Below are 25,837 nucleotides of genomic sequence, written 5' to 3' on the forward strand. Positions count from 1 at the left end.
CCTGCAAACGGAATATTCCCATGAGCGTAACATACATTGATGCCATTCACGACGCCCAGAAAGACCTGCTGACGGAAGACAAGGACGTTTTCCTGTACGGACAGGACATAGGCGTTTTCGGCGGCGCTTTCAAAGCGACCAAGGGCCTCAAGGAGCTGTTCCCGGACCGGGTGATTGACGCTCCCATCAGTGAGGACGCCATGGCCGGCATGGTCACCGGGGCCGCCGTCATGGGCAAGAAGCCCATTATGGAAGTCCAGTTTGCGGATTTCAGCACCATCGCTTTCAACCAGATCGTCAACATGGCGGCCACCCATTACTACCGCACGGGCATTCCGGCCAATATCACGGTACGCCTGCCCTGCGGCGGAACGCCCGGCACGGGCCCCTTCCACAGCCAGAGCCTGGAAGCCCTGTTCGCCCATTATCCGGGCCTGCACGTGATGACCCCGGCCACCGTGGCTGATGCCTACTGGATGCTGCGCCAGGCCGTGGAAGTGCCTGATCCCGTCATCTTTCTGGAGCACAAGTTCCTGTACCGCTGGCTGAAGGCGGAGGACAACTACCGGGAAGCCCCGGTCGTCCCCTTCGGCATGGCCCGCATCGCCCGCACCGGGAAGCACGCCACCGTAGTGGCGTACAGCGCCATGGTGCCGGAAGCCGTGCGCGCGGCGGACCTGCTCGCCAAGGAGAGCGGTTATGAAGTGGAAGTAGTGGACCTCCGCACGGTGCGCCCGCTGGACATGGATACCGTCATCGCCTCCGTAGCGCGCACCGGGCGCGTCCTGGTCATCGGGGAAGACTTCCCGTGGGGAGGCGTCACGGCGGAAGTGGTTTCCCGCATTGTGGCGGAGGGGTTCCATCTGCTGGACGCCCCGCCCCAGCGGCTCAACGCCAAGGACACCCCCATTCCCCAGCACCCCAACCTCTGGAAGGCCCACCGCCCCACGATGGAATCCATTGCGGCCTCCATCCGTCACCTTTTATCCATCTGATACAACCCAGTTTCCACCATGCCTAAAGTACCCATTCTGATGCCCCAGCTCGGGGATTCCATTGCGGAAGCCACCGTGCTGCGCCTGCTGGCGGCCCAGGGCGCCACCGTAGAAGCCGACCAGGAAATCTTTGAGGTAGAGACCAACAAGGCCACCATGGGCGTCACCACCATGTGCGGCGGCGTCCTGAGCGAAGTGTTTATCAAGGAAGGGGAATCCGTCGTGGTCGGCGCCTGCATGGCCATGATTGACGCCACGGAGGAGGAGATTGAGCGTTCCGGGGCCACCCCCGCCGGTGAATCGCCTTCCCTTCCGGCCAGTCCGGAATCCGTGCCCCAGCCCGTGCCCGCCCCAGCCAGCCAGGAGGACAAGCCCGCCGGGGTGCACTTCGGCGTGACGGGGGAATCCTACCAGGAAAACGGCACGGACCTGAAAGTCCAGCCCAGCGTGCGCGGCCTTCCGGTGCCCGCCGGCATGAAGGGCGCGCATTACATGTCCCCGCGCATGAAGGCGCGCATGGATGAACTGGGCATGAGCGCCTCGGACATTGCCTTCATTTCCGGCTCCGGAGCCGGAGGCCGCGTCACCATTGACGATCTGGAAGAATTCCTGGAATACGTAAGCCAGTGGCCGCACCGCAAGGCCTCCTCCATGCGGCTGGCCGTGGCGGACGCCATGCGCCGGAGCTGGACGCGCCCCCTGGCCTCCGCCGGGCGCCCGGTCTTCATGGACCCCCTCATCAAGCACAGGCAGCATTCCCCGCTGCGGCCCGGCATCACCCTGTACTTTGCCCGCGCCCTGGCCCTGGCCCTGGCGGAAAGCCCGGAATGCGCCGGCTACCTGGTAGGGGAAAACATCCTCTCTCCCAAGACCATTGACATCGGCATCGCCGCGCAGGTGGCGGACGGAGTCATGGTACCCGTGCTCCGCCGCGTGAACGAACGGACGATGGAAGAGCTGCTGGAGGACTACAACCGGCTGATCGCCCAGGCGCGCCGCCGCAGGCTGGCGCCGGAAGACAGCACGGGCGGCATCGCCACGGTCACCAACTTCGGCGGCTTCGGCCTCACGTTTGCCGCGCCCATGCCCATGCCCAGCGAATCCCTCATCCTGGGGGTGGGGGCCGTCACCAAGACTCCGGTCTGGAGCGACGAGGTGGAGGCGTTCATTCCCATTTCCAAGGCCAACATCGTGGCTACGGGGGACCACCGCGTGGTGGACGGCGCGGACATCGGCCGCCTGCTCATGCGCGTGTCGGAACTTCTCCAGCGCCCGGAATACCTGTAACCAGCCTCCCGTTCCCGCACGCTTCACGCCGCATGACGACCAACCCGCCCGTATTAGGCCTGGTAGCCGGAGACGGCCTCTACCCGGAATACATTGTCCGGGGGGCGCGCCGCCGGACGCCGGAGCTGCGCATTGTGGCCGTGGGTTTCAAGGGGGAGACCAATCCCGCCGTCATCCCCCTGTGCGACGTTTACCGGGAGTTCAGCGTGGGGCAGCTCACCAAGCCGTTCTCCTTCCTGAAAAAGCACGGCGTGCAGAACGTCATCATGGCCGGAGGCATCAACCCCAAGAATATTCTTTCCCTCCGTCCGGACCTGCGCGCCCTTTCCGTGCTGATGCGCATGCCGGAGAAAAACGCGGATTCCCTGCTGGGAGCCGTCATCACGGAGGCGGAAAAGGAAGGCTTCACCATCCTGCCCGCCTTCACGTACATGGAAGAGCACATGCCGCAGCCGGGCCACATCGCCGGACCGCGGCCCACGCCCGAACAATGGGAGGATGCCGTCTTCGGCATGCAGATGGCCAAGGAAATCACGCGCCTCCACATCGGCCAGTCCGTCATCGTGCACCATGGCACCGTGGTGGCCGTGGAAGCCATTGAAGGCACCAACAACTGCATCCGCCGCGGCGGCGAGCTGGGCAACGGCAAACCCGCCACGCTGGCCAAAGTAGCCCGCCTGGGGCATGATATGCGCTTTGACATACCCACCGTCGGCCCCGTCACCATTCAGACGTGCGCGGAATGCGGCATCAGGCAAATCGCCCTGGAAGCGGGAAAAACCATCCTGCTGGAACGGGACCGGGTGGAGCAGCTGTGCAAGAAGCATAAGATCAGCCTGCACGCCCTCCAGCTTCCGGAAGAAGGCGCCCCTCCTCCGGCAAACCAGCCTTCATAGAAATCCCCCTGCCCGGGAAACCCGGACAAGGGGAAATCATTCCGCATACGGGATGCAGAATAAAAAACGGCTTATTCACTCGCCGGAATTAAGCGTCTTTGTCCTTGTGCATCATGGATTTGGTCTTGTCACTTACACCGGAAGCCATATCCTTGACGCCTTCCTTGCCCTTTTCGTAGGCATCCTTCATCGCCTGCTTGCCCTCTTCCATCTTTCCGGAAGCGGCATCCTTCATTGCCTGCTTGTCTTCTTCCATTTTTCCGGAAGCGGCATCTTTGGAGCAACCGCAGCCTTCATGCATATGGTTCATATGATCTTTGGAGTTACACATAATAATTAAATGGTTTGTTTTTTATCGTTTGAATTAACCGTTTTTCGCAGCGTCGCCAATGGCTTCGGCCTTATCGGCAGCCCTGTCAGCCGCATGGTCCACGGCTTCCTTGCTGTCCTGGTAAGTATCCTTGACGGCTTCCTTGCTTCTTTCGTAAGCGCCCTTCATCGCTTCCTTGCCTTCCTTCATTTTTTCAGAAGCGGCATCCTTGGCGGCTTTGGCGCCCTTTTTCATGTGGTCCTTGGCTTCGGCCATGTCCTTGTCACCCTTGGTGCAGGAACCGCTGTTACAAGCGCTTTGGGCCAGGGCCACGACGGGAACTGCAACGGCTACCGCTGCTATAGCATATATCAATTTTTTCATGACGTTGTTCTATTTGGATTCATTCCAATAGACCCTTTCTTCATGAAAAACTATGAATACAGTCGTGTCATTCTGCGTTCACTCCTGCAAATCAAAAGCCATAAACGCGGCAGAAGCAACGCAGTCCCGGCACGGAACGCGGCCTTCTTTTTTCAGCTCCCTGCAATGGGAATAACCCAGCTTTTCCACAAACCGCCGCTTCAGCTCCTCCCTTGACTGCACGGGCGTGCACAGGAGGGCTCCATACAAGGCGCCGCATACCCCGTCAGGCGCTCTTCCCGTGCCGCACGCGGAGACGGCTTCCAGCAAATCCTCCCTTCCCAGCGCCGCGCAAACGGCCTGGGCGCAGTTGTGGCGCCAGGGTTCCGTGCGGAAGGTGGACAGCGCCTTTTCTTCAACGTTCATGCCCCCACTGTAGGCCCGGCCCCCTTCCGGGTCAAGAGCCCCGTCCTCCCTTCCATCCGCGAACTCCGCCGCCATATTCCGGATGGATTCCGGGGGCGGAGAATATAAGCCGTCCGGGAAACCGCCGGAAACGGCATTCACTTTCCGGCAAGACGGTGGCTGGCCTCCAGGCGTGCGGCCAGTTCTTCAAAGGGAATGGTCCTGTCCAGACAAAGGCTCACCCAGCTTTTCTTATTCATATGGTAGGCCGGAAAACGGCTGCGATGGTCCACAAGGCCGTCAAGCTCTCCGGGACAAACCCGCAAATTCAGCACCTCAACCCTCTCTTTGGAACTGCCGCCCAGCTTCAGCCGCGGCACAGCCAGAAAAACGGCATACCATTTTTCCGTGTCCTTCCGGCGCACAATGGCGCTCCCCGGCGACTTGCGCCACAGGAATTCCAGTTTGTCCCCGTAAACCTCCCGGACGTGAGCGACGAGGCTGCGGGCAGGATCGCCGTGGAAGAAATCAGGCTCAAAGCAGCATTCAGCCACATGCCACAGTTCTTCCTCATATTCCCTCCGGAGCGCCCTTTCCTGCAACTTGTCTGCCGCCTCCCGGGCTGAATGACGGATGTCCCTCCCGTCTGCATCATGCATTGCCACGCAGACGGAACCGTCCGCGTGTATTTCAAATTCCATGCGGCGGCGGCCATTCAGCAGTTTTGTCCGGTACAGAAAACCGTTTTCTCCGCGAACGCAGCCGAAGGGGAGCAGCTTTTCCTCACACAGTTTCCTGTCTCTGAAAACGCGCTCCACGGCTTTTTCATACCAGGTTTTCCGGGGAATGCGGTGAAAGAACATAGGAGAAATGGAGTTGAAGGCGGCGCAGGAATGGAGAAACGTCACCCGCACCCCTTGCGGACGTGCAGGACCGGGAGAAGCCATGATAAAACCGCACAAGAACGGTACAAGCCAAAAAACCTGCGCCTCCTGTCCGGGCACGCACCGGAAAAGGCTTTACCGTCCCGTCAGCAGGTACCACACAAACAGGCTGTTATGCTTCACGTACCGCTTGAGCAGTCTTCCCGGCTCCCGGTAAATGCGGTACAGCCATTCCAGGCCGTTCCTCTGCATCCAGCGGGGAGCGCGTTTCACCGTTCCGGCATGGAAGGCGAACGCCGCGCCCACGCCTACATAAACCGCCGGGGGCAGCAGTCCCTTCTGCTCCGCCATCCACCGTTCCTGCTTGGGACAGCCCAGGCCCACCCAGACCACATTGGCCCCGCTTGAAGCGACGGCCTCCCTCATGGCCTTCCGGTCTTCCTCCGTCCAGGAACGGAAGGGCGGGGAATAGACGCCGGCCAGATGAAAAGCGGGATGCTTCTCCTTTAAGACGGCGGCCAGAACTTCCAGCATTTCTTCATCCCCGCCCAGCAGAAAATGGCGCAGCTCCGGATAAGCGGCATTCGCCCTGACCAGCGCTTCCATCAAATCCGGCCCGCTTACGCGTTCCGCGGCCCTTTCTCCGGCGGAAAGCCCCCGGTTCAGCTTCCACACCACGGGCATTCCGTCCGGGCAAACTACGTCCATCTTTTCCAGCACGGCTCCGTAATCCGGGTCGTGCACGCCGAGGGTCATCACGTGCACATCCGCGGCGGCGACCAGGCACGGGACCTGCGCTTCCCGCGCATGCTCCGCCAGGACGCGGCTCATTTCCTCCACGGAACTGACAGCCACGGGAAAGCCGAACACCTTCCTGGTCTCGCACGGAATCCGTCCGCCGGGCTGGTCAGGATCGTTTGGAGGAGTCATGGCCTGATGGGAATGAAAGAGGAAATTACGGCAGGGACAGCCTCAGGCCGTCATAAGCCGGAATAACGTTCTCCGGCAGTTTGCCGGAAAGAATATGGTAATCCATGTCATGGGACATGTGGGTCAGCACGGCGCGCCGGGGCCGGATGGCGGCAATGGCGGCCAGGGATTCCTCCAGGCACAGGTGCGTGGGGTGCAGATGGTAGCGCAAGCCGTCAATAATCAGCAGGTCCACCCCTTTCATGGCTTCCAGGGAGGCCTCCGGAATGCTTTTCACATCCGGCATGTACGCCAGCCGCTGCCCTTCCGCCTCCAGCACGTAGGCATAAGTCTCCACCCCGGCATGCATGACGGGAAGAGGCGTCACCAGAACACCGCCCACGCGGAACGGCTCCGCCACCTCGTGAGGTTCCGGCCTGACGTAGCCGCTCCGGGCCGTTTTCGGTTCAAACGCCCAGCCGTACATGGTCCGCAGGGCCTCCATCGTCTGCGGGGAGGCATACAGGGGCAGGCCGCCGGACCTGCGCCAGCAGAAGGCGCGCAGATCGTCAAACCCGCCCACATGGTCCACATGGGCGTGCGTGTACAGCACGGCATCCACGTCCGTAATGTTTTCCCGCAGGGCCTGCTGGCGCAGGTCCGGGGAGGAATCCAGCAGAATGCGGGTGCCCGCGGCTTCCACGTAAATTGAGGAACGCAACCGCTTGTTCCTGGGATCCGGCGATGTGCAGACCGCACAGGAGCAACCTATCTGGGGAACTCCGGTGGATGTCCCGGTACCCAGAAAGAGAATGTTCATCACAGAGGTCATGATTGCGTTTAGAGCGAATGATGCCATAATGCATTCAAAATCCAAAGCCCGAATGCTTACATTGCTGAAAATTAGAAACCTGGCCCTCGTGGACCAGCTGCTCTGGGAACCCAGTTCCGGCTTCATCTGCATCACGGGGGAAACGGGAGCAGGGAAATCCGTCATCATCGGCGCCATACGCCTGGCGCTGGGGGAACGCGCGGACAAGACGCTTATCCGGTCCGGAGAACAGCAATGCAGCGTGGAAGCCGTCTTCCACCTGCCGGACTCCTCCCCGGTGCACGCCATCCTGAATGAACACGGCGTGCCGCCCTGCGAAGACGGCAACCTGATCATCAAGCGCATTATTTCCTCCACGGCCAACCGCCAGTTCCTGAACGACAGCCCGTGCACCCTGAACCTGCTGCGGGAGGCGGGCGCCTGCCTAGTGGACATGCACGGCCCCAGCGACCACCGCTCCCTGATCTCCCAGGAAAGGCAGCTTTCCCTGCTGGACGCCTTCGGGGAACACGCCCCCCTGGTGCACGCCTATGCGGACGCCTGGCGGCAGTGGCAGGACGCGCGCCGGGCGTATGACGACCTGGAACACGCGGAAGCGGCCACGGCGCGGGAAATAGAATTGCTGCGCCACCAGGTGGACGAGATAGACGCCGCCGCCTTCACGCCGGAGGAAGTGCCCACGCTGGAGGAACGCTGGCAGCGCGCCCGCAACGGCACCAGGCTCCAGGAACAGGTTTCCAGAATGCTTGCCATGCTGGAGGAAACGGACGTTCCCGGCCTGGCCTCCCAGTTGAGGGAACTGACCAGGGCGGCCCATGAACTGGAACGCATGGACGCCTCCACCGCCGCGTGGCTGGCTCCGCTGGCGGAAGTGAATCTGGAGCTCAAGGAGATCGAGGGGCGCCTGGCGGATTATTCCTCCGAGCTGGATTCCGATCCCCGGGAACTTTTCCAGCTGGAGGAACGCATCAACCTGCTGGAATCCCTGAAAATGAAATACGGCCCTTCCTTTGAAGACGTCTGCGCCCGCAGGGAGGAGGCGGCCCACCGCCTGGACCGCATCGAACACCGCACGGAGCGCCTGGAAGAACTGAGGGCCTCCATGGCCGTTCTGCGCAAGCAGGTGGACGCCGCCGGACAGGCCCTGACCAGGGCGCGGCAGGCCTCCGCGCCCAAACTGGCTTCCTCCATCGTCAAGCATTCCCGGGAACTGGGCTTCCGCCAGGCCGTCTTTGAAGTGGGCCTGTCCCCCCTCCAGGAACCCGGTTCCCAGGGAATGGAAACGGTGGAATTCCTGTTCGGCCCCAATCCGGGGGAACCCTCCAAGCCTCTCCGGCTGATCGCTTCCAGCGGGGAGCTGGCCCGCATCATGCTGGCGATTAAAAGCGCGCTGGCCCACAAGGATTCCACCCCCCTGCTGGTGTTTGATGAAATAGACGCCAACGTGGGCGGTGAAGTGGCGCGGGCCGTGGGCTTCAAGATGCAGCAGCTCGGGAACAGACACCAGGTCATTTCCATCACGCACTTTCCGCAGGTGGCGGCCCTGGCCTCCCACCACTACCTGGTCCAGAAGGCTTCCGCGGGCAACCGCACCATCTCCTGCCTGCGGGAGGTGAGCCATGAAGACCGGATAGACGAGCTGGTCCGCATGCTGGGCGGCGGAGGCGACCACGCGCGCACGCTGGCCCGGGCTCTCCTTCAACCCGCCTGAACGGGCGCGTTAAAGGGGATAAAACCCTCTCATTTTTCCAGACGGGGCCTGAAGCCGCGCAGCCGCAGGGAATTGAACACCACGCACAGGGAGCTCAGGCTCATGGCTCCGGCGGCAATCATGGGGTTCAGCGTAAGGCCGAAGGCGGGATACAGGCACCCGGCGGCCAGGGGAATGCCGATGATGTTGTAAAAGAAGGCCCAGAAGAGGTTCTGCCTGATGATGTGCAGCGTGGAGCGGCCCAATTGAAGGGCTTCCGCCACGCCCACGGGATTGCTCTTCATCAGCACGATGTCGGAAGACTCCATCGCCAGCTCCGTTCCGGATTTCATGGAAATGCCTACCCGGGCGCAGGCGAGCGCGGGGGCGTCATTCACGCCGTCCCCCACCATCGCCACCTTGTCCCCCCGTTCCTCCATTTTCATCACATGGGTGGCCTTTTCATCCGGCAGCACGTCGGAAATGACTTCATCAATGTGGAGTTCCCCCGCCATGTGGCGGGCGGTGGCGGCGTTGTCCCCCGTCAGCATGACCACGCGCAGGTTCATCCGCTTCAGATTGTCCACGGCCGCGCGGCTGTCCGGTTTCAGGGAATCCGCCACCATGATCACTCCGGCAGGACGGTCTTCCCTGCCCACATAAAGCGGCGAGGCTCCCTGCCGCATGAACTCCCGCAGGCGCGCCTCCTCCTCACTCCATGAAATCCCCCTGTCCTTCATGAAGCTGAGATTGCCCACCGCGTAAGACACGCCGTCCACCGTACCGGAAATGCCGCGGCCGGGGACAATGGACAAATCAGCCACCGCGCGTATGGGAAGGTCCAGCAGCCGGGCATGGTCATAAATGGCTTTACCTACCGGATGCTCGGAGCCCTGCTCCAGGGCCGCCGCCATCTCCACCAGTTCATCCGCATTCATGGAATGTTCCGGCAGAACGGCCACCACCCGGGGCTCCCCTTCCGTCAGGGTGCCCGTCTTGTCAAAGACGACGGTATCCACGCGGCTCAGGGCCTCAAGGGCGCTGGCGGACTTGCACAGGATGCCCAGGCGCGCGCCCCGCCCCGTACCCACCATGATGGCGATCGGGGTGGCGAGGCCCAGGACGCAGGGGCAGGAGATCACCAGCACCGCAATCGCCCTGGCCAGGGCAAAGGAAAAGCCCTCTCCGGCCACCAGCCATGCGACAAACGCAATGAGCGCAATGGCAATCACTGTGGGGACAAAGAAATAGCACACCCGGTCCGCCAGCCGCGCAATGGGCGCCCTGGACTGGCTGGCCTGCTCCACCAGGCGGATCATGCGGGCCAGCGTGGAATCCCTGCCCACGCGCTCCGCACGGATTTTAAGATACCCGGCGCGGTTGAACGTGCCGCTGATCACCCGGTCCCCGGCCGTCTTGTCCACGGGCATGCTTTCTCCCGTCAGGTCGGATTCGTCCAGCGCGGCCTGCCCTTCCTCAATGAGGCCGTCCACCGGAATCCTCTGCCCGGTCTTCACCACCACCAGGTCCCCGGCCCGGAGTTCATCCAGCGGGACGGCGCGTTCCGCGCCGTCATGCCACACCAGGGCTTCCTGGGGAACCAGCTTCACCAGTCCCTTCACGGCGGCGTTCGTCTTTCGGTAGGAGCGGCGTTCCAGATACTTCCCCAGGGAAATGAGGGTGACGATCATGGCCGCGGACTCAAAATACAACTCCATCCCGTCCACATTGGCGCCCTGCCACAGGCCCGCAATCAACAGAAACAGCCCGTACAAAAAGGCGGACCCCGCGCCGATGGCGATCAGGGAATCCATATTGGGAGACAGCGCGGCAAGCTGGCGGACGCCATTGATCAAATAATGCCGGTTCAGCCATAAAACCGCCCCCGCCAGGACGCACTGCGCCCACAGATTCAACCAGAGCCCCCAGCCCCCTCCCGGAACGGGCCAATGCCACATAGGCCCCATGGACAGGTACATCAGCGGGACCAGCAGCAGAACGGACCAGACAAGGCGGGAACCGCCGTTTTCCTCCTCACGGGCCTCTTCCTCAGTGCCGGAAAGCGGTTCTTCCCGCCAGTCCGCCAGATGGAAGCCAGCTTTCTCCACCACCTTCGCCAACCGGTCCCTGGCCGGGGAATCATGCTCCCGGAACACAACGGCCATGCGCCCCGTCAGCAAATTCAGCTCAACGCGTTCCACACCCTCCAATTCCTCCACGGCGTGCTCCACCTTGGCGGCGCAACCCGCACAGTGCATGCCGGAAACCAGATAATTCCTTTCTTCCATTATCGTTAAAATCAGGGGTTGAAATTGCGGAACCAGACAAAGGCCCCATGTTGTTAGAGAACACTAACACATCAATCCGGTTTCTCAAGCCGCTTTCACGGCTTCACCTTTTTCCAATAAAAAATGACAAAAAAACACCCGCTCCTGCGTAACAAGAAAAACAATTCTATTTTTCCATGAATATTACCTCCCTATTACGAGCGACGGCCTGCGCGGCCCTGCTGTCCACCCCCCTCCACGCCCAGCTCTACTCCCTCCACGGGGACGGCGTCAAGAAGGCTGACCGGGTGGTGGAAAAAGCGGATTATTCCGGTTATGAACTCGTCTGGCACGACGAGTTTGACAAGGACGGCCGTCCGGACCCGGCCAAGTGGAATTACGAACACGGCTTTGTCCGCAACAAGGAGGCGCAGTGGTACCAGCCGGAGAACGCCTATTGCAAGGATGGAATGCTGATTATTGAAGGCAAAAAGGAAAAACGCGCCAATCCCCATTACGATCCGGCGGGGAAGAGCTGGCAGACCACGCGGAAGGAGGCGGACTATACCTCCGCCTCCCTGACCACGCGCGGCAAATTCTCCTGGCTGTACGGCCGCTTTGAGATCCGCGCCAAATTCAGCCCGCGGGAAGGCATGTGGCCCGCGTTCTGGACCATGGGAGTCAAGGAAGGCTGGCCCATGTGCGGAGAAATAGACATCATGGAGTATTACCAGTCTACTTACCTGGCCAACCTCTGCTGGGGTTCCCCCAAAAAACATGTGGGCAAATGGAGCACCACCTATACGCCCCTCAAATGGCTTCAGGAAAGGCACCCGGACTGGGCGGACAGCTTCCATGTCTTCCGCATGGACTGGGATGAAAAGGAAGTGCGCCTGTATGCGGACGACATTCTGCTGAACAAGACCCCCCTGGACAATATCGTCAACGCCACTTACAAGGAAGTAGCCAACCCCTTCCGCCAGCCTCATTTCATTATCCTGAACCTGGCCCTTGGCGCCACCGGGGGAGACCTCAACAAACTGCCGCTGCCCCAGAAGTATGAAATAGACTACGTCCGGATTTACCAGAAAAAGGACTCCCCCCACAAGGGAACCATCCCGGCCCAGCCGGAAAAGAAACAGCAGGCCTCCCGGTAAAACCGTTCCGCCTTAATAAGACAGGGGCGTGCGGGATGGACGGAAAGGGCAAGGTAAAAGGGATTCCAGCGGCCCCGCGCCCATAAGGTCCATTTGTTCCTCCCTGCCTTCTCTTGGAAAACCCCTGCCTCCGGGAACGGGGGCAGGCCGTTATTCCGTAGCCTTTCCCTTGAGAACCAGGAGAATGTGTTCCGCCATGAGGGCGTGCCCCTCCGCATTGGGATGCACGCCGTCCACCAGCAGGCCGTCCTTGTCCTTCATCACCTTGTTGAGGTCGATCACCCTGGATTTGGTGCTCCTGGCCACCTGCCGGATAAGAGGGATGATTTCCTTCTCAATGCATTCCCTGCTGATCCCGCCTTCCCTGGCTTCCTGGGAGGGGATGGGCAGCAGGCAGTAAACCTTCAGTTTGGGATTCTGCTTGCGGAACTCCGCGATGATCTCCTTGTAATTGTCCACGAAATCATCCTTGTGGCTCCAATTTACCTTTTTGCTGTCATTGGTGCCCAGGCCGATGAGCAGCACGTCAGGCTTGAACGCCAGCGCGTCCCGATAAACCTTCTCCCGCGTGATGGGGCGGTCTCCCCTGAATAGCAGGCACCGGGCGGAAATGCCGAAGTTCCCCACTTCCGCCTTCTTGTCCAGAGCCTTCGCAATCCGGGACGCCCAGCAGTCTTCCTTCCCGACCCTCATCCCGGCGGTGATGCTGTCCCCCAGACAGGCCAGCTTCACCGCAGCGGCGCAATCCACCGGCAGCAAAGCGGCCAGCAGGCCTATCCATAATAAGACAATGAACTTTTTCATGGAGTAAATATTACAATGAAAATGACTTACTGGAAGCGCCTTCAAATGTAAAGCCCGTACACCGGGCCGCTTTCTGGTCTTTTTTCACGCGGCCCCGGCATGAAAAAGCCCCGGCCGGGAAAACCGGCGGGGCTTCTTGAATACCAGGAAAAGGGAATGTTTCAGTTTACGCGGCCCAGGTAGGAGCCGTCTTCCGTTTTCACGGAGATCTTTTCACCGGGCTTGATGAAGAGGGGCACCTGCACCACCAGTCCGGTGGTCATTGTGGCGGACTTGTATACGTTGTTCGCGCTGTCGCCCTTGACGCCTTCCGGGGCTTCCGCCACTTCCATGGTGATGGCGGCGGGAAGTTCCACGGAGACAACCGTTTCATCCGTGAAAAGCAGGATGTAGATATTGCCTTCCATCAGGTAATCCTTCACGGGCTCCACGATTTCCGGAGACACGGTGATGTCTTCGTACGTATCGGGATTCATGAAGTGGTAGCCCATGCCGTCAATGTAGCTGAACTCATATTCCTCACGGGCGAGGTTCACGCCTTCCAGGGATTCGTTGGAAGTGAGGCGAAGGTTGTACACCTTCTTGGTGGAAATGCTGCGGATGCTCATTTGCACATAGGAAGCCATGCGGGGGGGGCACTTGTGCTCCATGCTGACTACAACGCAAACGTCATTGTTATGATTAACCGCGTGTCCCTTGCGAAGATTGATTACGGGTACTTTTGCCATGCGGCCCGTACCATACCATGTTTTCCCCTCCCGTCAAGCTGAAAAAACGCGCCAAACCCTTGATGCGCTTGGAGAAAACGCCTTTTGCACGGCAGCAAAAACAAGCGGAAAAACGCCGTTCTCACCGGCTGAGGTCCTGCTGGAACAGGACCTTGATGCCGCTGGAATTCAGCACGGTGCGCCCGAAGTTGAGATCCTCCACATGGAGGGCGACCAGGGAACCCCGCGCCGCACAGGGCAGGAGCGGATACAGGAAGTTGACGTTCATTTCCGCGGCATACAGCACGTCCAGGCATTTCTTGAGGTCCGCGGGGCCGTGGCGGAGGACGGCCACCAGCACTTCGGATTCCGTGTAGCAGATGCCTTTTTCCAGAAAGATTTCCGACGTCCGCTCCGGGTCGCTGACGATCAGGCGCGCAATAGTCGCCTCATGGCAGTCATGCATGCTGAAGCCCAGGCAGAAGATGCCGTGCATGTCCAGCAGGCCCAGGAGGGCGGACAACGCCCCCACCCGGTTCTGGAGCATGATGGAATATTGCTTTATCGCATTGCCGGGGGCTTTGATGGATTCATCCTTCATGACAATAAAGCAGGGAGTCAGGTTACTATTTAACGTATGTCTTAAGCACGCGCCTGATGATGGCAAGCGCCTGTTGGACTTCCTCTTCACTTACGTTCAGGGGAGGCAGGAGACGGACGGTTTCCGGACCCGCGGGAACGGAAAGCAGGCCTTCCTGCCGGAGGGCTTCCACTACCACGGAGGCAACGGTCTTGCCTTCCGGCGCGTCCACCATCTCCGGGTTGAGGCCGATGCCCAGCAGAAGGCCCAGGCCGCGCACGCCCTGAACCACGGGCAGGTTCCAGGATTCTATTTCCGCGCGGATTTCCGCGCCCAGGCGCTGCGCCCGTTCCGGGAGGCCCTGGGAGACTACTTCCCTCAGCACGGCCAGGCTCACGGTAGTGCCAAGCGGATTGCCGCCGTACGTGGAACCATGGGAGCCGGGGTCCATGATGGAGGCAAGCTCCGTGCCCTGGTCGTCAATGGCGCGGTCGGAAATCCAGAAGCCGCCGATGGGGAAGCCTCCTCCCAGCGCCTTGGCCCAGGAAATGCCGTCCGGCTCCACGTCAGGCGCAACGGCGCGCCATCCCATGATGTCGCCGCAGCGGCCAAAGCCGCACTGCACTTCATCCATCAGCAGAAGCAGATCATGCTCCTTGCACAACTGTGCCAGCCCGCGCAGGAATTCCGGGGTCACGCAGTTGACGCCGCCTTCACCCTGGATGGTTTCCAGCATGAAGGCCACGGTTTCCGGGCGAATGGCTTCACGGGCCGTTTCCAGGTCATTGAAAGGCAGGTGGCGGAAGCCCGGCAGCATGGGGTCAAAGCCTATCTTGATTTTATCCTGCCCCGTGGCGGACATGCTGCCCAGCGTTCTTCCGTGGAAGGATTTGTTGAACGTGAGCACTTCAAAACGGGGCTTGCCGTCCGGCTGGGGCTTCCGGTGCCCGTAGCGGCGCGCCACCTTGATCAACCCGTCATTGGATTCCGCTCCGCTGTTGGCAAAAAAGACTTTTCCCGGACGCTCCACGCACTTGGTAACGATGAATTCCGCCAGATCCGCCTGCTGGGGAATCTGGTACAGGTTGGAGCAGTGCACCAGCGTGGCCGCCTGCTTCTGCAGGGCCTGCGTTACCGCGGGATGGCAGTGCCCCAGCACGCAGGTGGCGATTCCGGCACAGAAGTCCAGATAGCACTTCCCGGTGCTGTCCCACAGGCGGGAGCCTTCCCCGCGGACGGCAGCCATGGGATAACGGCCATAGGAATGAAGTACGTACTGGTTGAGTTTTTCTTCTGTGTTCATAAGCTAAGGTAATACGCGTGTAGTTTGCGCTTCTGGCCTCGTCTGTAAATGATTTTTTTGGGAGCCACGTCATGATTCTCACATTTTGCCGGGCACGGTGGTCATACTTCTGTTCCGGAGGGGGAAGTTCATTTTTTCTTTTCTTTTATTCTTTTGCCTTCAGAATGAAATAAATCATCAACACCGATTCATCATGGCCCGCTTTTTCAACGTCAAAGGATTTCTGGAGGAATTCAAGGCATTCGCCCTGAAAGGCAACGTGATTGACCTGGCCGTGGCGGTCGTCATCGGCGCCGCGTTCAACAAGATTGTTTCCGTCTTCGTCTCCAGCATCATCACCCCCATCATCGGGTACCTCACCTCCGGCGTAAACCTGGCCTACCTGACCTTGAAACTGGGAGATGTGGAACTGAAGTACGGGGAGCTGCTCCAGGCGACCATTGACTTCGTGATCATTGCCTTCTCCGTCTTCGTGGCCATCAAGCTGATCGGCACGATGAGGCGCAAGAGCGAAGAAACGCCCGCGGCCCCCGCGCCCAAGCCGGATGACGTCGTCCTGCTGGAACAAATCCGGGACATCCTGCAAAAGCAGGCGGACGCCAAATAAGCCGCTCATCCGGTCCATGCCGGTTCCCGGCGGAACCGGCACATTTTTCCTCTTTACTTGTTCCCTTGCGGGCGGGAAAGTGGCGGCATGATTTCCCCGCTGCGCTCCCTGGCCTGTGTCCTGCTGCTTGCCCCGTCCCTGCTCACGGCGGGGGAGGCGCAGCGCTTCGTTCTGGAACATCCCTACCCCGTAACGGAAATACGCGAGCCGGACCGGAACGCCCCCGTCACCAGCGTCATCCTGATGATCGGGGACGGCATGGGCATCCATCACCTTTCCGCCGCCTGGGCGGCCAACCGGGGCCGCCTGTTCATTGAGAACTGCCCGGTCACGGGCATTGCCAAAACGTGGTGCGCTGATAAGCTGGTAACGGATTCCGCCGCTGCGGGAACCGCCATGGCCACGGGAACCAAGACGCTCTACAAGAGGGTGGCCGTGTGCCCCAAGGGCAACAGGCTGGATTCCCTGGTGGACAAGGCGGCGGACATGGGCAAATCCACCGGAGTAATCGCCACCTGCGAGCTGAACGACGCCACTCCGGCCGCCTTCTGCGCCAACAATGAACAACGGTCGGATTCCTACGGCATCATAGGGGATTATCCCCGTTCCCGCGCTGACTTCATTTTTGGCGGCGGGAGCAAGTATTTCACGCAAAGACCGGACGGAAGGGACATTTTCAAGGAGATGGAGGCGCAGGGCTACCGGGTCGCCCGCACCTGGGAGGAGGCCGCCGCGCTGCCGCCCGGAAAAACGCTGGCCGTCACGGCCCCCGGCAACCTGCCCCCTCCCTCCAAACGGGGAGACGTTCTGCGCCGGGCCACGCTGAAGGCGCTGGACGCCCTTTCCCGGAATCCCAACGGATTTTTCCTGATGGTGGAAGGCTCCAACATCGACAAGGCCGCGCACAGCAACAAGCTGGAGGAAATGATGGAGGAGCTCCTGGATTTTGACCGGACCGCCGGGGCCGTGCTGGACTGGGCCTCACGCCATCCCGGCACGCTGGTCGTCATTACGGCGGACCATAACACGGGCGCGTTCGCCCTCACGGGAGGCAACCGGGAGAAGGGGGAAATAACAGCCCGGTTCGGTTCCGGCAGCCATGACGGGATAGCCGTTCCGGTTTATGCCTTCGGCGCGGGAAGCGGGGCTTTCACGGGCATTTATGAAAATACGGACATCTTCCGCAAGATCATGGAAGCCTTTAAAAAAGGGGCGCCCGGGGTCCCAGCCGCACGGCAGGACATCTGAACGGTCCGTTCCGCCCTCCCCTGCCCGGCTAGGCCCCGTTCCGCCGCGGCTCCTCCATGTGCCGGGCCACCAGTCCGGCCCCTACGGTAGCCAGGCCGCCGATCAGGAACACGGCCTGCGGCCCTCCCGTCTTCATCCAGATCACGCCGCCCAGCACGCCGTAAGCGATGGAGGCCACGTGGTTGATGGCCAGCCCGGTATAGATGCTGGGGGTGATGTCCTCCGGCTTCTCGCAGATGCGGGCCACGTAAGTGCTGCGGGCCATGCCCAGGGCAAACAACAGGTTATCCAGCACAAAACAGGCGGTCACCACCCCCACAGCCCAGTGGAGGGGCAGCAGCTCCGGGGCAAAGGCGTACGCCAGGCACAGGAGGGACAGCGCCATGCTGTCGAAAATCGTCACCTTCCTCTCCCCGTATTTCTTGATGCTCCAGCCGATGAGAGGCTGGGTGCCCAACCCGATGACACCGGCAATCAGCAGGGTTTTTCCGATGTACCCGGGCGGCTGGCCCAGCGTGCTGACCATCAGCCAGAAGCCGAAGGTCAGGTACAATTGCTTGCGGATGCCGTGCAGGATTTCCAGCCCGTAATAAACGGCGTACCTGCGCTTGAAGACGAAGCACTGACGCCATCCGCGCCGCTGCGGGAAGACCGGCGTTTTCACACGGCTCAGGAACACGAACGCCAGCAGGCACACGCCGCCCGTCACGAAGAAGTCCACGGCAAAGGACTGGTTGAATTTCCACTTGATCCAGACGCACAAGGCGCCCAGCAGCGCAGCCGCCGTCCCCAGCGCCTTCATCTGCCCCAGCCTCAGGCTGCGGTTTTCCGGGCGCGCCGTATGAATGACGATGGTGTCAACCATCCCCATCAGGACATGCTGCCCCAGGCTCACCGTCAGGATCCACGCGGAAAGCACCCACAGGCTGGTTCCGGCACTGCACGCGGCCAGCGCGTACATGCCGCCGAACATCAGCAGGCACGCCACCCCGGCCACGCGCACCTCATTGAACATGAACAGCAGGCTGACTACAAACAGGGAGAGGATGCCGGGCAATTCCCGGGGGAGTTCAATAAACCCGCGCATCTCCACGTCCAGGTGCTGGGCGTCACGCAGGAAGTTGCTGAAAATGAGGTCATACACGCCGCTCCCGAACTGGCCTAGAAAAAGCGCCAGCAGCACAAACACCATCGTCTTCCTGACAGGCGGGGAAGCGGGATTACTCATAGCGCCGGGATACTCTCACAGGAGCCCGGGCGCGGCAACCGCTATTTTTACGCGGCGGCTTTTCTTCCCGCGGAGGGAAAAAGACGCCACAGGGAAGAATTTTTTGGCTGAATGCCGCGTACTTAAGCTATGATTCCCAGACATCTTTTCCCTGCCATGACTTTCTGCTTATCTCCGTTCTGCTGGGGTGCCGCATCCGCCCCAGTTCAGGAAACGCCCCACATCATTCCGCTGCCCGCGGCCATGCAGGTTAAAACCGGGGAACCCGGTTTCTCCCTGAAAGAAGGCGTCAGGCTGCCGGAGGGGCAGCCCCTCTCCACCCAGGCGGAACGTATTTTCAAGGATAACGGCATTAAAACGTCGCTGGTTCAATCCGGAGCGGACGTCGCCTTTACGGAAGACGCGGCCCTGGGCGGGGAAGGCTACCGCGTTGCCGTAACGCCGGATTCCATTTCCATTGCCTCCGGAGGCCGGAACGGCGCCCTGTACGCTCTTCAAAGCCTCATGCAGAGCATCGTCACGGACGGGAACGGAGACCACGCCCTTCCCCACATGGACGTGAAGGACCGGCCCCGCTTTGCGTGGCGCGGCCTGATGATGGACAGCTGCCGCCACATGATGCCCGTGCGGGACATCAAAAAGATTCTGGACCTGATGGAGAGGTACAAATTCAACACGCTGCACTGGCACCTGACGGACGACCAGGGATGGCGGCTCCCAGTTGCCAAGTACCCCCGGCTGACGGCCGTCGGCGGAGCCCGCGCGCAGTCCCCCGTCATCGGCAGCCGCAACAAGCCGGACGGCATCCCCTACTCCGGCCATTACACCGCGGACGAAATCCGGGAGGTGGTTCAATACGCCAGGGATCGGGGCATCACCGTCATTCCGGAAGTGGAGCTGCCGGGCCACGCCTCCGCCGCCATCGCCGCGTATCCGGAACTGGGCAACACGGACATCCCGGGCTTTGCGCCCCAAGTGCAGGAAACCTGGGGCGTCCACCCCTACACGTTCGCCCCCACGGAAAAGACCTTCCGCTTTCTGGAAGACGTGATTGACGAAGTGTGCCTCCTGTTCCCGGACAGCCCCTACATCCACATCGGCGGGGATGAAGCGCCCAAGGACCAGTGGAAGCAGTCCGCCGCGGCGCAGCAGGTCATGAAGGACAACGGCCTTGCCAATGAGAACGAACTCCAGAGCTACTTCATCCGCCGCGTGGAAAAAATGATCAACAAGCACGGCAAAAGACTCATCGGCTGGGATGAAATCCAGGAGGGCGGCCTCTCCCCCACCGCCACCATGATGGTTTGGCGAAGCTGGATGCCGAACAGCGCCCGGCACGCCCTGGAACAGGGCAATGACGTAGTGATGACGCCCAACAGCCATCTGTACTTTGACTATGACCAGGGCCCCGGCAAGCCGTCCGCCCCGGAATATGAAACCATCAACAATGACAACCTGGCCTGGCAGCGCGTGTACTCCCTGGAACCCGTCCCGCAGGGCACGCCCAGGGAACGGGAAAAACAGGTGCTGGGCTGCCAGGCGAACATCTGGACGGAATACATTCCCAACCTGCCGAAATGGGAATACCACGTCTTTCCCCGCGCCCTGGCGCTGGCGGAAGTGGCCTGGACGCCGCGGGAACTGAAGAACGAGAAGGATTTCAAAAACCGCATGGAACGCGAACTCCCGTTCCTGGACGCCCGGCGCGTCAATTACAAGCGCCCGGACAACGGGGCACCCGCGCAGCCGGACGCCGTCATTACCCGGGAACGCCGGTAAAAACGGGAGGAACGCCCTGCCGGGCCTCCTTCCGGAGGCCGCATTATGGACTAGCCAACCTTCACGAAAACCAGTACATTGGCGGCATTATGAATTTGGAACTGCTTCGTCAGGTTTGCGTAACTCCGGGCGCTCCGGGGTTTGAAGACAAAATCCGTGATTTTATCATCCAGGAAGTGGCCCCGCTGGTGGACGCCGTGCGCGTGGACAATCTGGGCAGCGTGATTGCCATTGTAGAAGGCAAGGACACGGAAAAAACCATGATGGCCGCCGCCCACATGGATGAAATCGGCTTCATGGTCCGTCACATTGACGACAAGGGGTTTATCAAATTCCTTCCCCTGGGCGGTTTTGACGCCAAGACGCTGACGGCCCAGCGCGTCATCGTCCACGGCAGGAAGGACCTCATCGGCGTCATGGGCGTGAAACCCATCCATGTGATGTCTCCCGCGGAACGCACCAAGCTGCCGGAAGTGACTGATTTCTTCATTGACCTGGGCATGAGCAAGGAGGAAGTGGAAAAATACGTTTCCGTGGGCGACTCCGTCACCCGTGAACGCGACCTGGTGGAAATGGGGGACTGCGTCAACGTGAAGTCCCTGGACAACCGCGCCGGGTGCTACGTGCTGATTGAAGCCCTCCGCGCCATCAAGGCTTCCAAAAAGAAGCCCTCCTGCAACTTCGTGGCCGCCTTCACCGTCCAGGAGGAAGTGGGGTTGAGGGGCGCCCAGGCCGGCACGCTGGACATCCAGCCGGACTTTTCCATCGCGCTGGACGTCACCATCGCCTGCGACATTCCCGGCACCCCGGCCCACGACCAGGTCTCCCATCTGGGGGCAGGGGCCGCCATCAAGCTGTATGACGGCTCCGTGATTGCGGACCGCCGCATGGTGAAGTTCATGAAGGCCATGGCGGACGCCAACAAAATCAAATGGCAGGTGGAAATGCTGCCCGCGGGCGGCACGGACGCAGGCGCCATGCAAAAGTTCGTACCGGGCGGCTCCATTGCCGGGGCCATCTCCGTTCCCACCCGCAACGTTCACCAAGTCATTGAAATGGCGCACAAGGATGACCTGGACGCTTCCGTGGCGCTCCTGACCGCCTGTGCCATGAACGTGGACAAATGGGACTGGTCCTGGAACTCCGTCAATGAATGCCCCGCAGAAAAACCCGCCAAGGCATCCAAGACGGCAGCCAAGCCCGCCAAAGCCGCCGCCAAAAAGAAAAAGGCCAAATAACACGCCTTACCATTGATTCATCACACCCGGCAGGCCGCCCCGGAAACGGAGGCGGCCTGCCTTGTTTTTGGGCATCTTTCCGCGTTTTCAAGCATTCCGGCAACACGCCGTACCCGGCCCTGCCCCGTTCAGGCAAGGCGTCTCGCCATAAAAAATCCTCCGGTATCCAAAGATACCGGAGGAGAATCAATCCTGGAAAAGAAAGTTACTTGGCGGCGGGAGCGGGAGCTTCCTTGGGAGCGGGGGCGGGTGCCGGAACGGCGTCCACTTCCACTTCTTCTTCCTCCACTTCAACGCCTTCTTCCGGACCGGAGGCTCCGGTCTGCTTCATGGCGTCCTTCAGCGCCTGGCTTCCGAAGAAGTCAGCCTGCTGCAAACGCTGCATGTCGGTCATCATGCCCATGAAAATAGGCAGGAGTTCAGCCTGGCGTGCCTGCATGGCGGCATCCATTTCAGCCTGGACCTTCTGGGCGCTCTTGGAAAGGGCTTCACCCTTTTCATTGATCTTGGCCATCTTTTCAGCGGCCGCGTCTGCGGTGGCCTTGTCCTTCACCGTGCTGAGCGTGGCGGACATTTCCTTCATCAAAGCCAGCATCTGGTCAGCGGCTTCCTTTGCTTCCTTGGAAACTTCAGCGGCCGGCGCAACGGGCGCGGCAGGGGTTTCAGCGGCCGGGGCGGGTGCCGGAGCCGGGGCGTCCTGAGCGGAAGCCATACCTGCAAATGCCAGGGCACATGCCGAACTAATTGTTACAATGCTCTTCATAACGTTTCCGTTGTACAGGTTCATCATGCACCCGTCAATGACTCATTGTGTAACATCTCCCCGTGATGCCGCAGAAAGAGGAATTTGCATTTTTTCTGCTCTAAAAGGATTTTTTCAGTTGCTTCTTTTTAGAATTATTATAAATTCATTCCCGATGACTAAAACCATAGAAAACCTGAAAGCCGCCATTACGGGAGAAAGCACAGCCTCCGCCACGTACGCGGCCTATGCCGCCAAAGCGGGCCAGGAAGGGCAGCCCCTTATCCAGCGGCTGTTTGAAGCCGCCTCCAAGGCTGAATCCGTACACGCCGCCAACCACAACAAGGTTTTGGAAAAACTGGGCGCCTCCATGGACCCTATCGACATCCAGATTCATGTGGGAACTACCGCGGAAAACCTGAAAGCCGCCATTGCCGGGGAAACCCATGAATTCGAAAGCATGTACCCCGAATTCATCGCCGTGGCGGAAGAAGAAGGCCAGAAGGCCGCCGTCCGTTCCTTCACGTGGGCCACGGAAGCGGAAAAGGAACACGCAGATTTTTACGCCGCCGCCCTCAAGGCTCTAGAAGACGGAGACACCAGCGCCCTTCCCAGGCAGTACTGGATCTGCCTGGTCTGCGGGGACACCTTCAAGTCCCTGGAAGGCGTGGACGCCTGCCCCCTCTGCGGGACCAAGGCTGAAAAATTCCTCGTCATCGGATAAACTCCGCCTGAGCACCGGAGGCCATCCATGGCACATGAAAACCGCCCGGAACATTCCGGGCGGTTTTTTACAAGCCGGCCCCCCCTGCCACTTGCAGAAGCGGTCCATGGGAAAAAACCCTACCTGTCTTTTTCCTCCCGGCTCTTCTGGTTTTCCAGGCTCCAGGTTACGCTGATTCTCTCCCCAACCTGTTTTGAACATTTCATTTGGGACTCTTCCCCATGCTTGAACATCAAGTACATGACCCCGCTTTCAGCAATGCCGCAGGCAACCAGTCCCGCAAAAATCATGACGATGCCGAATACAACGGATTTTCTGCACAAGGCGGCAATGGCACAGGCCACGGAAGCCACCGCCAGCAGAATGCCGGCTATTCCCAGCGCTATTCCAGGGATTAATCCGGTACCGGAAAGCGCTCCAAGCCATGGCAGAACAGCGCCTGCCACGGCGCAAGCGACGGCGGCGCTTTTGAGGGTACCGGAACATTGTCCCGCAACGTATTGATTATCCATAAGTTTCATATACTCTTCCCGGATTGTTTCTGTCAACCATAACCGTAAGGCCTGCCCTTTTACGGCTTCCCGGCGGTCATCCCTCCTCACGCTGTATCCGGATTTGCTTCCGGCATTCCACGGGAGGACCTTGGCCACGCTTGTTCACCATATAATTACATGCGCTTTCAGCGACTCCGGCAGCAATCAATCCAGCAAAAATCATCAGGATTCCAAAGGCAAAGAATTTTCTGCATAAGATAATGGCGGCACAGGCCACGGAAGCCACACCCAATGCCATGCCGGCCGCCCCCAATACCATTCCGGGAATATAACCGATGCCGCAAGCGGCAGCCATCCATGACAGTGCCAGGGCAACTATCACACAGACAACGGAAGCTATCTTGAGGCCATCGGAGCCCTGCCGCCCAACAGGTTGATTTTCCATGGTTTCCCTATGCTACCTCAGAATTACCATTGTCAATAACAACAGGGAAAAGGTCTTTTCCTTTTACGTAGAAAGAGCACGCCGGAAAAAAGGCCCTCCATATTCTGCTTGAGCATCACTGTGAAACCCTTACAATGGCGCTCCCCTTCAAGCAGGAAGAATACTTTATCCTTTCTTTGCGATGACCCCTCCCCATGCACCCACCCGTTCCGTAGAACGGTACGCGGACCAGCCAGGCGTTCTTTCCGCCGTCTTCCAGGCTCTGCGCGCCGCGTTCTTTCCGCGCCGCATGCGCTGCCTGTGGGCGGCCGGCCTTGCGGCGGCCCTGGTGGTGAATCCGTATGTACTGAATGACGGCCAGAGCGTGCTGATGAGCTGCATGGGCATCGCCTGTTCCGCCTCCCTGCTCTGCGGCATTATCCTTCTCTGCCTGAAATACCGCTTCACCGCGTACGTGGTTCTTCCTGCCGTCATCCTGTTCAACGCGGGCCTGTACATGATGCAGATGCGGTACGGGCTGACCCTGAACCTTTCCGTCCTCTCCAGCATGGCGGAAACCAATTTCCGGGAAGCCTGCGCTTTCTGCACCGCCGCCACCGTCACCGGGGCCCTGCTGCTGGCGGGTTTCATCTACCTGGCCATTTACTGGAGCCGCCGCTCCCTGCGCCAGAAAGCCACGTGGGGCGCGCTGGCCTGCATCTGGGGCCTGTACGGAATTTTTCTGCTGCTGGGCATTCCGGCCACCTCCTACAGCTCCGAACCCCTTTACCTTTACTACACCTCGGACAAGGCCAAGGGCTGGCCCCTCGTGGACTTTGTGATGGCGTACAAGCTGGCGGACGAATACATCACCCAGGACGCAAGCAGCTTCAATGAGCTCCGGAACCTGCCGTCCTGCGCGGAACCCCTTTCCGGGTGCGATGCGCCGGACGATCTTGCCGTGGTGTTCCACATGGGCGAGAGCGTGCGCGCGGACCACCTTTCCCTCAACGGCTACCACCGGAACACGATGCCCCTGCTTTCCCGGGAACCCAACGTGGTTTCCTTCCCCCATGCCACCTCCTTCGGCATCGTGACCCGGATTTCCGCCATCGGCATGTTTACGGATGCGGAACTGTCCCGCCGCCGTCCCGCCCATTCCTCCTTCATTGACCTGTTCAACAAGCACGGCTTCCGCACCGTCCGGATCATGGACCTGTGCGGAGACTCCATCCATGACTATTCCCTGGGCATCCTGACCCGGAACTGCCGGGAACGGAAACAGACGCCGCCCCTGCACCAGACGCCCGGAATGATGCAGGAACGCACCTCCCTGGTGCTGGAGGAATCCCTGAAACAGCATGGACGGAACAAGCAATTTTACGTCATTTACAACAACGGCAGCCACATGGCGTTCAGTTATCCGGAGCAGGCCGGGCGCTTTACTCCGGCCTCCTGCAACATGGATGACCCCAAGGCCCATCTGGAAGAAACCGTCAACGCGTACGATAATTCCATCGTGGACCTGGACGCCTCCGTCCACCGCATGATTGCGCGGTTGAAAGACAGGCCTGCCATTTATTTTTATTGTTCCGACCACGGGGTAGCCCTGGGGGAAGAGGGGAAAATGTTCCAGGGGCACGTACTGCCTCCGGTTTACCGCCCCGCGATGTTCGTCTGGTATTCCGACGCCTTCGCCTCGCGCTATCCGGACATGGTGCGCGCCCTGAAGGCCAACCGCCTGAAAGCCGTTTCCCACGACCACATTTTCCACACTCTTCTTTCCCTGGCTTCCATCCGCTCGGAAGTCGTCAGGGACGGCCTGAACCTAGCTTCTCCAGACGCCCGGGAAACCCCGGCGCCCCTCCAGCCCGAAATGCTGGCGGAGTGGCTGGCCGCACCCGCGCAGCAACAGCCGCCCCGGTAAAAGAGAAAAGGGCGGAGAAGGCTTGCACAGCGCCCAT

At 60.4% G+C, this 25,837-nt stretch carries 26 protein-coding genes; 11 read left to right on the forward strand and 15 right to left on the reverse strand.

Annotated elements, in window-relative coordinates:
- Positions 1-20: 20 nt before the first annotated feature.
- Genes HHJ06_RS06930 through HHJ06_RS06940 form a run of 3 tightly spaced genes read left to right on the forward strand, consistent with a single transcriptional unit; the run spans position 21 to position 3,178 of the window.
- Positions 21-995 carry an alpha-ketoacid dehydrogenase subunit beta gene (locus HHJ06_RS06930; RefSeq protein WP_215428622.1) on the forward strand — a complete coding sequence of 325 codons (975 nt, stop codon included), beginning with the start codon at positions 21-23 and terminating at the stop codon, positions 993-995.
- Between the two features lie 18 nt (positions 996-1,013).
- Complete coding sequence (locus HHJ06_RS06935) at positions 1,014-2,282, forward strand: 2-oxo acid dehydrogenase subunit E2 (protein ID WP_215428623.1); 1,269 nt, start codon at positions 1,014-1,016, stop codon at positions 2,280-2,282.
- Positions 2,283-2,314: 32 nt separating this feature from the next.
- Positions 2,315-3,178 (forward strand): LpxI family protein, encoded by an 864-nt coding sequence (locus tag HHJ06_RS06940; protein WP_215428624.1) that lies wholly within the window; start codon positions 2,315-2,317, stop codon positions 3,176-3,178.
- An 88-nt stretch (positions 3,179-3,266) separates the two neighbouring features.
- Here HHJ06_RS06940 and HHJ06_RS06945 read toward each other — a convergent pair whose 3' ends face one another.
- The 6 genes from HHJ06_RS06945 to HHJ06_RS06970 all read right to left on the reverse strand — a co-directional run bounded on the left by HHJ06_RS06945 (position 3,267) and on the right by HHJ06_RS06970 (position 6,770).
- Positions 3,267-3,488 carry a hypothetical protein gene (locus HHJ06_RS06945; protein ID WP_215428625.1) on the reverse strand — a complete coding sequence of 74 codons (222 nt, stop codon included), beginning with the start codon at positions 3,486-3,488 and terminating at the stop codon, positions 3,267-3,269.
- Positions 3,489-3,542: 54 nt separating this feature from the next.
- Positions 3,543-3,872, reverse strand: a complete 330-nt coding sequence (locus HHJ06_RS06950; protein WP_215428626.1) for a hypothetical protein — start codon at positions 3,870-3,872, stop codon at positions 3,543-3,545.
- 78 nt (positions 3,873-3,950) lie between these two features.
- Entirely contained in the window at positions 3,951-4,277 is a 327-nt protein-coding gene (locus HHJ06_RS06955) for a hypothetical protein (protein WP_215428627.1), read from the reverse strand.
- Positions 4,278-4,414: 137 nt separating this feature from the next.
- Entirely contained in the window at positions 4,415-5,119 is a 705-nt protein-coding gene (locus tag HHJ06_RS06960; RefSeq protein WP_215428628.1) for an MmcQ/YjbR family DNA-binding protein, read from the reverse strand.
- A gap of 156 nt (positions 5,120-5,275) precedes the next feature.
- Complete coding sequence (locus HHJ06_RS06965) at positions 5,276-6,070, reverse strand: WecB/TagA/CpsF family glycosyltransferase (protein WP_215428629.1); 795 nt, start codon at positions 6,068-6,070, stop codon at positions 5,276-5,278.
- Positions 6,071-6,095: 25 nt separating this feature from the next.
- Positions 6,096-6,770 (reverse strand): MBL fold metallo-hydrolase, encoded by a 675-nt coding sequence (locus tag HHJ06_RS06970; RefSeq protein ID WP_215428630.1) that lies wholly within the window; start codon positions 6,768-6,770, stop codon positions 6,096-6,098.
- Positions 6,771-6,933: 163 nt separating this feature from the next.
- Here HHJ06_RS06970 and recN point away from each other — a divergent pair, with 163 nt between their 5' ends.
- The gene (recN, locus tag HHJ06_RS06975) at positions 6,934-8,592 is read left to right on the forward strand and encodes a DNA repair protein RecN (RefSeq protein WP_215428631.1); all 1,659 of its coding nucleotides are present in this window, start codon (positions 6,934-6,936) and stop codon (positions 8,590-8,592) included.
- A gap of 29 nt (positions 8,593-8,621) precedes the next feature.
- On the opposite strand, the gene HHJ06_RS06980 is transcribed toward recN, so the two are convergent.
- Positions 8,622-10,829, reverse strand: a complete 2,208-nt coding sequence (locus HHJ06_RS06980; protein WP_215428632.1) for a heavy metal translocating P-type ATPase — start codon at positions 10,827-10,829, stop codon at positions 8,622-8,624.
- Between the two features lie 206 nt (positions 10,830-11,035).
- Here HHJ06_RS06980 and HHJ06_RS06985 point away from each other — a divergent pair, with 206 nt between their 5' ends.
- Positions 11,036-11,995 (forward strand): glycoside hydrolase family 16 protein, encoded by a 960-nt coding sequence (locus HHJ06_RS06985; RefSeq protein WP_215428633.1) that lies wholly within the window; start codon positions 11,036-11,038, stop codon positions 11,993-11,995.
- A 150-nt stretch (positions 11,996-12,145) separates the two neighbouring features.
- Here HHJ06_RS06985 and HHJ06_RS06990 read toward each other — a convergent pair whose 3' ends face one another.
- The 4 genes from HHJ06_RS06990 to HHJ06_RS07005 form a co-directional block, all read right to left on the reverse strand.
- Entirely contained in the window at positions 12,146-12,799 is a 654-nt protein-coding gene (locus HHJ06_RS06990; RefSeq protein WP_215428634.1) for a GDSL-type esterase/lipase family protein, read from the reverse strand.
- Positions 12,800-12,960: 161 nt separating this feature from the next.
- Positions 12,961-13,527 (reverse strand): elongation factor P, encoded by a 567-nt coding sequence (efp, locus tag HHJ06_RS06995; protein WP_215428635.1) that lies wholly within the window; start codon positions 13,525-13,527, stop codon positions 12,961-12,963.
- A 121-nt stretch (positions 13,528-13,648) separates the two neighbouring features.
- A complete protein-coding gene (locus tag HHJ06_RS07000) occupies positions 13,649-14,107 on the reverse strand; it encodes a hypothetical protein (protein WP_215428636.1) in 459 nt (152 codons plus the stop codon).
- A 25-nt stretch (positions 14,108-14,132) separates the two neighbouring features.
- On the reverse strand, positions 14,133-15,389 hold the full coding sequence (locus HHJ06_RS07005; protein WP_215428637.1) for an aspartate aminotransferase family protein: 1,257 nt from the start codon (positions 15,387-15,389) through the stop codon (positions 14,133-14,135).
- A 193-nt stretch (positions 15,390-15,582) separates the two neighbouring features.
- Here HHJ06_RS07005 and mscL point away from each other — a divergent pair, with 193 nt between their 5' ends.
- Together mscL and HHJ06_RS07015 are read left to right on the forward strand one after the other, a co-directional pair.
- The gene (mscL, locus tag HHJ06_RS07010) at positions 15,583-15,996 is read left to right on the forward strand and encodes a large conductance mechanosensitive channel protein MscL (RefSeq protein ID WP_102714863.1); all 414 of its coding nucleotides are present in this window, start codon (positions 15,583-15,585) and stop codon (positions 15,994-15,996) included.
- 87 nt (positions 15,997-16,083) lie between these two features.
- Positions 16,084-17,244 (forward strand): alkaline phosphatase, encoded by a 1,161-nt coding sequence (locus tag HHJ06_RS07015; protein WP_215428638.1) that lies wholly within the window; start codon positions 16,084-16,086, stop codon positions 17,242-17,244.
- Between the two features lie 28 nt (positions 17,245-17,272).
- Here HHJ06_RS07015 and HHJ06_RS07020 read toward each other — a convergent pair whose 3' ends face one another.
- Positions 17,273-18,472 (reverse strand): MFS transporter, encoded by a 1,200-nt coding sequence (locus HHJ06_RS07020; RefSeq protein WP_215428639.1) that lies wholly within the window; start codon positions 18,470-18,472, stop codon positions 17,273-17,275.
- Positions 18,473-18,628: 156 nt separating this feature from the next.
- On the opposite strand from HHJ06_RS07020, the gene HHJ06_RS07025 reads away from it, so the two are divergent.
- Both HHJ06_RS07025 and HHJ06_RS07030 read left to right on the forward strand, forming a co-directional pair.
- Positions 18,629-20,251 (forward strand): beta-N-acetylhexosaminidase, encoded by a 1,623-nt coding sequence (locus tag HHJ06_RS07025; protein ID WP_251841452.1) that lies wholly within the window; start codon positions 18,629-18,631, stop codon positions 20,249-20,251.
- Between the two features lie 89 nt (positions 20,252-20,340).
- Positions 20,341-21,489, forward strand: coding sequence for a M42 family metallopeptidase (locus tag HHJ06_RS07030; protein ID WP_215428641.1), 1,149 nt, complete (start codon positions 20,341-20,343; stop codon positions 21,487-21,489).
- A 205-nt stretch (positions 21,490-21,694) separates the two neighbouring features.
- Here the strand turns inward: HHJ06_RS07030 and HHJ06_RS07035 are convergent, their stop codons facing one another.
- On the reverse strand, positions 21,695-22,201 hold the full coding sequence (locus HHJ06_RS07035; RefSeq protein WP_215428642.1) for a hypothetical protein: 507 nt from the start codon (positions 22,199-22,201) through the stop codon (positions 21,695-21,697).
- A gap of 205 nt (positions 22,202-22,406) precedes the next feature.
- Between HHJ06_RS07035 and HHJ06_RS07040 the strand changes: the two genes are divergently transcribed.
- Positions 22,407-22,955, forward strand: a complete 549-nt coding sequence (locus HHJ06_RS07040; RefSeq protein WP_215428643.1) for a rubrerythrin family protein — start codon at positions 22,407-22,409, stop codon at positions 22,953-22,955.
- Between the two features lie 119 nt (positions 22,956-23,074).
- Here the strand turns inward: HHJ06_RS07040 and HHJ06_RS07045 are convergent, their stop codons facing one another.
- Entirely contained in the window at positions 23,075-23,476 is a 402-nt protein-coding gene (locus HHJ06_RS07045; protein ID WP_215428644.1) for a hypothetical protein, read from the reverse strand.
- Between the two features lie 67 nt (positions 23,477-23,543).
- On the reverse strand, positions 23,544-23,894 hold the full coding sequence (locus tag HHJ06_RS07050) for a hypothetical protein (RefSeq protein ID WP_215428645.1): 351 nt from the start codon (positions 23,892-23,894) through the stop codon (positions 23,544-23,546).
- A gap of 181 nt (positions 23,895-24,075) precedes the next feature.
- Between HHJ06_RS07050 and HHJ06_RS07055 the strand changes: the two genes are divergently transcribed.
- Complete coding sequence (locus tag HHJ06_RS07055) at positions 24,076-25,800, forward strand: phosphoethanolamine transferase (RefSeq protein ID WP_215428646.1); 1,725 nt, start codon at positions 24,076-24,078, stop codon at positions 25,798-25,800.
- The last annotated feature ends 37 nt before the right edge of the window (positions 25,801-25,837 follow it).

Source organism: Akkermansia muciniphila, assembly GCF_018709685.1.
Lineage (GTDB): Bacteria > Verrucomicrobiota > Verrucomicrobiia > Verrucomicrobiales > Akkermansiaceae > Akkermansia > Akkermansia muciniphila_E.

What these genes read in the sequence shown, in the direction of transcription:
- HHJ06_RS06930 (WP_215428622.1), top strand. Translation starts at nt 21, where the DNA reads ATGAGCGTAACATACATTGATGCCATTCACGACGCCCAGAAAGACCTG.
- HHJ06_RS06935 (WP_215428623.1), top strand. Translation starts at nt 1,014, where the DNA reads ATGCCTAAAGTACCCATTCTGATGCCCCAGCTCGGGGATTCCATTGCG.
- HHJ06_RS06940 (WP_215428624.1), top strand. Translation starts at nt 2,315, where the DNA reads ATGACGACCAACCCGCCCGTATTAGGCCTGGTAGCCGGAGACGGCCTC.
- HHJ06_RS06945 (WP_215428625.1), bottom strand. Translation starts at nt 3,488, where the DNA reads ATGAACCATATGCATGAAGGCTGCGGTTGCTCCAAAGATGCCGCTTCC.
- HHJ06_RS06950 (WP_215428626.1), bottom strand. Translation starts at nt 3,872, where the DNA reads ATGAAAAAATTGATATATGCTATAGCAGCGGTAGCCGTTGCAGTTCCC.
- HHJ06_RS06955 (WP_215428627.1), bottom strand. Translation starts at nt 4,277, where the DNA reads ATGAACGTTGAAGAAAAGGCGCTGTCCACCTTCCGCACGGAACCCTGG.
- HHJ06_RS06960 (WP_215428628.1), bottom strand. Translation starts at nt 5,119, where the DNA reads ATGTTCTTTCACCGCATTCCCCGGAAAACCTGGTATGAAAAAGCCGTG.
- HHJ06_RS06965 (WP_215428629.1), bottom strand. Translation starts at nt 6,070, where the DNA reads ATGACTCCTCCAAACGATCCTGACCAGCCCGGCGGACGGATTCCGTGC.
- recN (WP_215428631.1), top strand. Translation starts at nt 6,934, where the DNA reads ATGCTTACATTGCTGAAAATTAGAAACCTGGCCCTCGTGGACCAGCTG.
- HHJ06_RS06980 (WP_215428632.1), bottom strand. Translation starts at nt 10,829, where the DNA reads ATGCACTGTGCGGGTTGCGCCGCCAAGGTGGAGCACGCCGTGGAGGAA.
- HHJ06_RS06985 (WP_215428633.1), top strand. Translation starts at nt 11,036, where the DNA reads ATGAATATTACCTCCCTATTACGAGCGACGGCCTGCGCGGCCCTGCTG.
- HHJ06_RS06990 (WP_215428634.1), bottom strand. Translation starts at nt 12,799, where the DNA reads ATGAAAAAGTTCATTGTCTTATTATGGATAGGCCTGCTGGCCGCTTTG.
- efp (WP_215428635.1), bottom strand. Translation starts at nt 13,527, where the DNA reads ATGGCAAAAGTACCCGTAATCAATCTTCGCAAGGGACACGCGGTTAAT.
- HHJ06_RS07000 (WP_215428636.1), bottom strand. Translation starts at nt 14,107, where the DNA reads ATGAAGGATGAATCCATCAAAGCCCCCGGCAATGCGATAAAGCAATAT.
- HHJ06_RS07005 (WP_215428637.1), bottom strand. Translation starts at nt 15,389, where the DNA reads ATGAACACAGAAGAAAAACTCAACCAGTACGTACTTCATTCCTATGGC.
- mscL (WP_102714863.1), top strand. Translation starts at nt 15,583, where the DNA reads ATGGCCCGCTTTTTCAACGTCAAAGGATTTCTGGAGGAATTCAAGGCA.
- HHJ06_RS07015 (WP_215428638.1), top strand. Translation starts at nt 16,084, where the DNA reads ATGATTTCCCCGCTGCGCTCCCTGGCCTGTGTCCTGCTGCTTGCCCCG.
- HHJ06_RS07020 (WP_215428639.1), bottom strand. Translation starts at nt 18,472, where the DNA reads ATGAGTAATCCCGCTTCCCCGCCTGTCAGGAAGACGATGGTGTTTGTG.
- HHJ06_RS07025 (WP_251841452.1), top strand. Translation starts at nt 18,629, where the DNA reads ATGACTTTCTGCTTATCTCCGTTCTGCTGGGGTGCCGCATCCGCCCCA.
- HHJ06_RS07030 (WP_215428641.1), top strand. Translation starts at nt 20,341, where the DNA reads ATGAATTTGGAACTGCTTCGTCAGGTTTGCGTAACTCCGGGCGCTCCG.
- HHJ06_RS07035 (WP_215428642.1), bottom strand. Translation starts at nt 22,201, where the DNA reads ATGGCTTCCGCTCAGGACGCCCCGGCTCCGGCACCCGCCCCGGCCGCT.
- HHJ06_RS07040 (WP_215428643.1), top strand. Translation starts at nt 22,407, where the DNA reads ATGACTAAAACCATAGAAAACCTGAAAGCCGCCATTACGGGAGAAAGC.
- HHJ06_RS07045 (WP_215428644.1), bottom strand. Translation starts at nt 23,476, where the DNA reads ATGAAACTTATGGATAATCAATACGTTGCGGGACAATGTTCCGGTACC.
- HHJ06_RS07050 (WP_215428645.1), bottom strand. Translation starts at nt 23,894, where the DNA reads ATGGAAAATCAACCTGTTGGGCGGCAGGGCTCCGATGGCCTCAAGATA.
- HHJ06_RS07055 (WP_215428646.1), top strand. Translation starts at nt 24,076, where the DNA reads ATGACCCCTCCCCATGCACCCACCCGTTCCGTAGAACGGTACGCGGAC.